General features: G+C 42.6%; 7 protein-coding genes. 4 read left to right on the forward strand and 3 right to left on the reverse strand.

The genetic code is table 11. The features are described 5' to 3' along the window. Positions 1–1,058, reverse strand: a 1,058-nt coding sequence (rnhA, locus tag VLN09_RS05905) for a ribonuclease HI (protein WP_325244597.1), incomplete at its 3' end; no start/stop codon positions are given. Positions 1,059–1,338: 280 nt separating this feature from the next. On the opposite strand from rnhA, the gene VLN09_RS05910 reads away from it, so the two are divergent. After that, entirely contained in the window at positions 1,339–1,896 is a 558-nt protein-coding gene (locus VLN09_RS05910) for a hypothetical protein (protein WP_325244599.1), read from the forward strand. Between the two features lie 104 nt (positions 1,897–2,000). Continuing rightward, on the forward strand, positions 2,001–2,306 hold the full coding sequence (locus VLN09_RS05915) for a hypothetical protein (protein ID WP_325244601.1): 306 nt from the start codon (positions 2,001–2,003) through the stop codon (positions 2,304–2,306). A gap of 148 nt (positions 2,307–2,454) precedes the next feature. On the opposite strand, the gene VLN09_RS05920 is transcribed toward VLN09_RS05915, so the two are convergent. Then, on the reverse strand, positions 2,455–2,946 hold the full coding sequence (locus tag VLN09_RS05920; protein ID WP_325244603.1) for a YkvA family protein: 492 nt from the start codon (positions 2,944–2,946) through the stop codon (positions 2,455–2,457). A gap of 302 nt (positions 2,947–3,248) precedes the next feature. Here VLN09_RS05920 and VLN09_RS05925 point away from each other — a divergent pair, with 302 nt between their 5' ends. After that, a complete protein-coding gene (locus VLN09_RS05925) occupies positions 3,249–4,499 on the forward strand; it encodes an LD-carboxypeptidase (RefSeq protein ID WP_325244605.1) in 1,251 nt (416 codons plus the stop codon). Positions 4,500–4,518: 19 nt separating this feature from the next. Here the strand turns inward: VLN09_RS05925 and VLN09_RS05930 are convergent, their stop codons facing one another. Further along, on the reverse strand, positions 4,519–5,541 hold the full coding sequence (locus VLN09_RS05930; RefSeq protein WP_325244607.1) for a GlxA family transcriptional regulator: 1,023 nt from the start codon (positions 5,539–5,541) through the stop codon (positions 4,519–4,521). Positions 5,542–5,723: 182 nt separating this feature from the next. Here VLN09_RS05930 and VLN09_RS05935 point away from each other — a divergent pair. Continuing rightward, the coding region (locus VLN09_RS05935; protein ID WP_325244609.1) for an acyl-CoA dehydrogenase family protein at positions 5,724–7,071 on the forward strand (1,348 nt) is incomplete at its 3' end.

The raw sequence follows: 7,071 nt of genomic DNA on the forward strand, positions 1-7,071 counted from the left end.
CGCTGTGGATTGATATAGATGTGGAGCTTTTCGCCAGTAAATTTACGTCCGATCATCTCTACAATACCGACTTCGATGATGCGATCGCCTTTTAACGGGTCAAGACCGGTGGTCTCCGTATCCATAATGAGCTGACGATCAGATTCATGACGATGGATGGGATTGGGTAGCAGCGGTATAAAATATGGATTGGCACGGCTGGTGTCACCATCGAATTTTGGCGTATCCGCTTCTACATTAGTAACCATATCGGACGCATGGTTATGGATGCTTGTTTCAGTCATGGGTGTCTGGGATTCTGGCATTTCTATATCACTCATTGGTTTGGTGGCATTGTACTGACTACTATTTTCTTCAGCTAAAGCGTCTATATTTATCATCGTATCATGATAGCTTTGACTATCTAGTAGTTCTGCATCAAGCTCATCATCCATCATATCAAAACCAAGCGGATCAAATTTCAGCCAATCATCGCTAGCGTTTAGGTTTTTATCTGTCACTATTGGCTCATTTTTTTTAGCTATTTCTTGCGAGTTGGTCACGACTGAACTCTCGCTGCTAGAGGTAACTCCCAAGTTTGCCAGTTCGTCCGCTTTTTCGTTGCCCGCATGTCCAGCATGACCTTTGACCCAATGCCAATCAACATCACGTCGCTGACAAAGCGCATCTAGTCGCTGCCAAAGGTCTTGATTGGCGACAGTTTTTTTACTCGCTGTTTTCCAGCCTCTTTTTTTCCAGCCCTCAATCCATTCGGTAATGCCTTTCTTGACATAGCTTGAGTCAGTCCAAATCTCGAGGTTGTGCTCATGTGGACTATGAGTGAGTGCTTGTATTGCGCCCATCAGCTCCATGCGATTATTGGTCGTTTCTTTATCACCACCATACAAATCTTGCGTGCGACCATCACTAAATATCAGGTGCGCGCCCCAGCCACCAGCACCCGGATTGCCTTTGCAGGCACCATCGGTATAAGCAACCGTTGTATTGGATTTAGCAGCTAAAGGATTCATCGTGTTGTTGATGTTAAATTGCTGCGCTGAAGTAGGATTGTCTGACATAAAAGCGTATTGACCTAATAAATAATAAAGGTAGCATGGAGCGTTTTTGCTAGCGTAATTTTTACATAACCTAGCACTGCATATTTTGGGTTTGAGTATAGCAAATCTATCTTAGCTATGGGCAGTCGCCATGTACAAAATCGTAAAAGCACAGATCATAATAGTAACGCTGTGGTTTTCTGTTAAAATGGCTGCGATGTAGTGCGATGGCACGGTTCGATAATGTTCAATAATAATGCGATCAATATAAGCTTCTTATTTAAAAATTCAGGATCACCCTATGATGTCCTTAGCCTCAAAGCCCTCTTATAAAAACCTTAGCCATTGGATGATTGCGATGGCTGCGAGTAGCATGCTGCTTTTGAGCGCTTGTAATGATAGTAATACTCAAGCCAATACCAAAAAGGTTGAGACGGTAGCAGATTTATCCATATTTGAAGGCTGCTACACCGTCAGTCATGATGAGCCTGCGCAAATAAAAGTCAGCCAACAGGGTGGCGCGTGGGTCATGCAGATGAAAGAGCCGGCAAGTGCCAAACGTGTTTGGGATGATGCTGAGCCGTTAGAAGTGATTGAAAATAGCGACATACCACAGTTTTTCTCTATTGACCCTGATAATGTCGATGCAGTCATTGGTCGTCCAGATAGGGTTTTGGTGCTGGCTCATGTTAAACCGGTTTATGCCAATATTGATCCGCTACTTGATAGTGAGTATTTATCCTACATCTATCGCGGTGCCAATACTATTTACCGTGTCGAATGCGACGATGTCAATACTGATATTTTGGCCAATCCTCATGCCAATATCGTCATTGATGAGGTTAAAGAGAGTATTTAGTTAGGCACTATCAGTCAGTATTACATACATGTTATTTATGATAAAAATACTTTTTTATAGATATAACCTTGTTATAAACCGTCATATTATTAGAGTCAGGCAATATGAATTTTTTTAGTTATGTGGTTTTGGGTGGGTTTTCTTATGCGGCTGGTTGGGCAATTAGAACCTATGTTCTCGATAAGCAGCCCAAACCTGAGCAGCCTTACAATCTAAAGCATCCTGCCATCTTAGCGTATCTAGGCGGATTCTTTATTATTATGCTGATTGTCTCATGGCTACTTGGTCGATATGTTCTGGGACATGCCGCTATCGATTTACCCTTTATTATCGTAAACAGTTTGGTTGCAACCTTTGTTTATTCCTTTGGTCTTAATCCAGAAAAAGCCAACTATGAGGTTCCGGATTAATGGTTTTTTAAACGGGTAAAACAGATAGTCAGTCTAATATAAAGACACGGTTAATAAACATTCCATTACCCGTGTCTTTATTACAAATGCTATAGAAACGCATGCATGCTAGATATATCACTCAATAGCAACTGATAGCCAGTGATGATTACTTTTTAGACAATTTATCTTTACCTTCTTTGTTTTTCGTGTCCTTACTTTTATCTTCGGGTTTTTTATTGGTAGGCTTTGATGCTTCATCTTTAGACAATGTCTCTTTAAGCAGTGTCTCTTTAAGCAATGTCTGCTCATCCTTCCAAGTTTTGTATTTCGCTAAATCCTTTTCCATGAGCTTAAGACAAAATTTTAGGACTAGTGCGTCATCGACTTGACCGATAAAGGGTATAAAATCTGGAACGATATCAATAGGGTTTATGACATATAGCAGACCAATCACTCCTGCCGAAATGGTTTTGTAGGGGATATTGCGATAATTGCCTTGATAATAATCTTTTACCAAACTCATCAGCAGTAGCAAATTACTAGTATAACCTTCAAGACCACGACCGTTTTCAAGTTGGTCTTTTATTTTGTCTTCTTTACCCAAGATGAGTTTAATACTATCTATCAGGCTCTTTTCATCTTTTTCTTTGTCAGCCATATCTGTATTCCTTATATGTTGTATTTATTGTTTATCGCTCTTTACTATAGCAAGAGTGTCGCACTCATCCAAATAGTACGATGAGTGATTCTGTATCGTTTTGTTGACGATGAGAATGATGGGTTGAACTACCCTAGATCATCCTAAATCATGTTGCTGTCCTAGTCTAAGTTTATAATATGGTGTTATAAAACTGAGATACTCAGGGCGTGTTAAATAGTATGTTAGCTGTTTAAAGTCTCATTACTAAGTAAATATCCTTGTTAAATAAGCATCAACTAAATGGTACAAAAGGTAAAATAATGACCAAGATATTCTCTAGGCTTAATCGTCGTCAGTTTTTACGTCAAGTCGGTATCAGTGCAGGGGCAGGGTTATTAGCGACCCAAAGTATGGCTCAAGCGTTGGCTTCTAATAACATTGTGCTAGATACTAATAAACAGCTTACTAAAGATGACTTACCAACTGTGCTGACTGATGAGAGCTTACCATCACAACAAGCAGCACAAAACTTATCGCCCGAGACGCTGCAACCGAATACAAGCTGTATCACACCGAGTATCGAGACGAGGCTTTTTGCCAGCTCCAATGTCGGTGGTAGTAACGAACGGAATGAGTTGGCATTAGATCGCATGGCTTGTGCAGGTTTTAAAGTAGATAATCCTGCGATTACTAATAGGCAGTATCTGCGTTTTGCGGGTACTGATTCGCAGCGAGCTAGTGACTTGCAAAACATCGCTACGGGTGCGATTAAAGCGCCAAAATTGCTACTTGGTGTACGTGGTGGTTATGGTGCTGTGCGCTTATTACCGATGGTTGATTGGTCAACGTTAGGTCGTGTTATGAAGGAGCGGGGCACCATACTCGCAGGCTTTAGTGATGTGACCGCTATCCAGTGCGCATTATTGGCAAAAGGAGAGATGAGCTCGCTTGCTGCCCCGATGCTTTATAGTGAGTTTGGTAAAACCAAACCTGACCAAGTCAGCTGTCGACAATTTGTACAAGCATTAACCAATCCCAATCTGGCTATCAGCATACGAGATGCCTCCTTAACCAGTCAGAATTTACCGAGTATTTTGACAAATACCGAGCCAAAAACGATAACCGGCACTATTTGGGGCGGCAATCTGAGTGTGGTATCGGCGCTGGCAGGTAGTGAGTATTTACCACGTATTGACGGCGGTATGGTGTTCTTAGAAGATGTGGGTGAGCAAGCCTATCGTATTGAGCGCATGCTGTATGATTTGTATTTAGCAGGCATATTTAAGGGTCAGCAAGCGATTGTGTTTGGTGCGTTATCAGGTGCAGGTGAGGACAGCTACGATAAGCGTTATGATGTCGCCACGGTGATTCGTCAATTGCATAAGCTGACAGGATTGCCGATTTATAGCGGCATGAGCTTTGGTCATATTGGGAAAAAACACAGCTTTCCGCTTGGGGCGACTTGTCAGCTGACTCCTAATACAGAGGGCGGCTATCAATTGACATTTACCGATTATCCAACCATCAAGGCTGATGCTATCCACGTAGAAGGCTTATGGCAAAATGCCTAAGCACTAAACGCTGTCATTGCTAAATGGCCAGCCGCGAAAACTTATCTTGATACTCTTTGGGTGTCAGCTCAGTGGCGCGCTTAAAAAGGCGGGTGAATGATGAGATATCATCATAGCCAACTTGCTCAGCCAGCGATTTTATCGTTACATCACCCGATTCTAATAGACGTTTTGCTTGCTCAATGCGCACCGCTTGAATATATTCAATCGGACGCATGGCGACAGCAGATTGAAAGCGTCTATTCAAGGTGCGTGGGGTGATATTAACCATGGCAGCCAAACTGCTAATTTGAATAGGCTGTTTAAAATTATCCTCGATAAAGTCTTGTACTTGCTTGACCAGCTGGTCTGAATGCGGCTTATGTAAAGTCACATTGGTATAACTGTTTTGATTGCCTCTTTTACTATCAATAATCTGAGTTTTTGCCACTTGGGTAGAAATTTCTCGCCCGCAATAGCGCTCTATCAATAACAATCCCAAGTCATAAAATGCACTACCGCCTGCCGCACAAAATATATTGCCCGATTGGTCTTTTGACTGGCTTTTTGAGTGAGTGACAAATTGATCCTCTTGTAAGTCAACGAGTGGGAAGTCTGCCTTAAATTTACTCGCATAGCCCCAATGGGTAGTGGCTATCTTATCGTCGAGCAATCCTGCCTTTGCCAAAAAGAAAGCACCGCTACAGTTGCTAGCAATATCTGCTTTGGTGTTTGCAAGTCGCTTTATATGTGCAATCAAATCGCTATTTTGGCTTAATACTTTATCGATTAAATCGCCAATCGTTGGGATTAATAGTAAGTCGCATTCTGTCACGTCCTGAATATCGCAATGCGCTTGCATGATTAAGCGGTTGCTACATCTGATATCCACACCGCCTAGGCTGGCAATCTGCACATTAAACCTCGGCTCTACTGCTTCATCCAAAAACCGTTGCCAGCTGACTCCGGTAAATGAAAATAGGTCTAACGCCCCTGTCAACGCGCTGCCGAGCACACCATCGAAGCCGACGATGATGACTTTTAGTGGTTTGAAATAAGGCATAGCTGTCTGTTTTCCTTTAATTACTCTTGTCAAAAAATAGTTTTTTTGGCTGAGCTTCTCTAATTATAGGCATTATATTTGTCATTTATGACCATAATTATGTCATAAATGACAATACGGCAAGGCGTTAAATTAGATTAATATCAGTTGATAACCAAATTTAATAAGTTAACGAGAATACTATGGCAGCAAATACGCTTATCAACGATTTTGAATTACCGTTCCAGCTCTATGATGTATTAGGGACAGAATCACTCACCGAGCACGCAAAGTTTTCGGAACACAGCCGCGAAACCTTTGATGCGGTATTGAACACTGCCAATAAGATCGCGACTGATTTATTTTTGCCGCATAATCATATGGCTGATAAAAACGAGCCACAGTTTGATGGTAAAAAGGTCAGCATGATAGATGACGTCAAAGTCGCCTTTGATGCGTTTCGCGAGTCTGGCTTTATCGCAGGTCGTTATAGTTTTGAAGACGGTGGTATGCAGCTGCCTGAAACGGTTATGACAGCAGTAGCAGGCTACTTTATGGCAGCCAACCCATCAACAACTGCATATCCATTTTTGACGACAGCGGCAATCAATGTCATCTCACACTTTGCTAATGATGATATCAAAGCCGCCTTTATGCCGCGTATGCTGACGGGTGAGTTTACTGGAACGATGGCGCTAACAGAGCCACATGCGGGCTCATCACTTGCTGATATCAAAACCATCGCTGTAAAACAAGACGATGGCTCGTATCGAGTCAAAGGTAGCAAGATTTATATCTCAGCAGGTGACCATGAACTGTCTGACAATATTGTCCATTTGGTATTGGCCAAAATTCCAGGCGGTCCTGGCGGTGTCAAAGGTATCTCCTTATTTGCGGTGCCAAAGTATCGCTTAAACGATGACTTGTCGGTGGGCGCGCGCAATGATGTGCATTTGACCGGACTGATTCATAAACTTGGTTATAGAGGTGCTACCTCTACGGCATTAAGCTTTGGTGATGCAGGCGAGTGCCATGGCTATCTGATCGGTGAAGAACATTTTGGCTTGCGCTACATGTTCAAAATGATGAATGAGGCACGTATCGCGGTTGGCTTTGGCGCCTCGATGATTGGTTATCGTGGTTATCAGTATTCGCTCGATTATGCCAAAGACAGAACACAAGGTAGAATCGCACCGAACAATAAACCTGAAGATGCGGCAACGGCTATCATTAATCATGGTGACGTAAAGCGTATGTTACTCGCGCAAAAGGCCTACTCTGAGGGTGGTATCTCCTTGTGCTTATACGGCTCAAACCTTATTGACCGTATCAATACCTGTGAAGATGCAACGCTAAAGAATGAGCTGTCAGAATTGTTAGACTTGTTGACCCCAGTCTTAAAAGCGTGGCCGTCTGAATATGGGCCAAAAGCCAATGATTTGGGTATACAAGTATTGGGTGGTGCCGGTTATACGCGCGAATATCATGCCGAGCAGTTTTGGCGTGACAATCGTCTGAATCCCATCCACGAAGGCACAAATGGCGTGCAGG

The organism is Psychrobacter sp. (assembly GCF_035469765.1).
Taxonomy (GTDB): domain Bacteria; phylum Pseudomonadota; class Gammaproteobacteria; order Pseudomonadales; family Moraxellaceae; genus Psychrobacter.

What these genes read in the sequence shown, in the direction of transcription:
- VLN09_RS05910 (WP_325244599.1), top strand. Translation starts at nt 1,339, where the DNA reads ATGATGTCCTTAGCCTCAAAGCCCTCTTATAAAAACCTTAGCCATTGG.
- VLN09_RS05915 (WP_325244601.1), top strand. Translation starts at nt 2,001, where the DNA reads ATGAATTTTTTTAGTTATGTGGTTTTGGGTGGGTTTTCTTATGCGGCT.
- VLN09_RS05920 (WP_325244603.1), bottom strand. Translation starts at nt 2,946, where the DNA reads ATGGCTGACAAAGAAAAAGATGAAAAGAGCCTGATAGATAGTATTAAA.
- VLN09_RS05925 (WP_325244605.1), top strand. Translation starts at nt 3,249, where the DNA reads ATGACCAAGATATTCTCTAGGCTTAATCGTCGTCAGTTTTTACGTCAA.
- VLN09_RS05930 (WP_325244607.1), bottom strand. Translation starts at nt 5,541, where the DNA reads ATGCCTTATTTCAAACCACTAAAAGTCATCATCGTCGGCTTCGATGGT.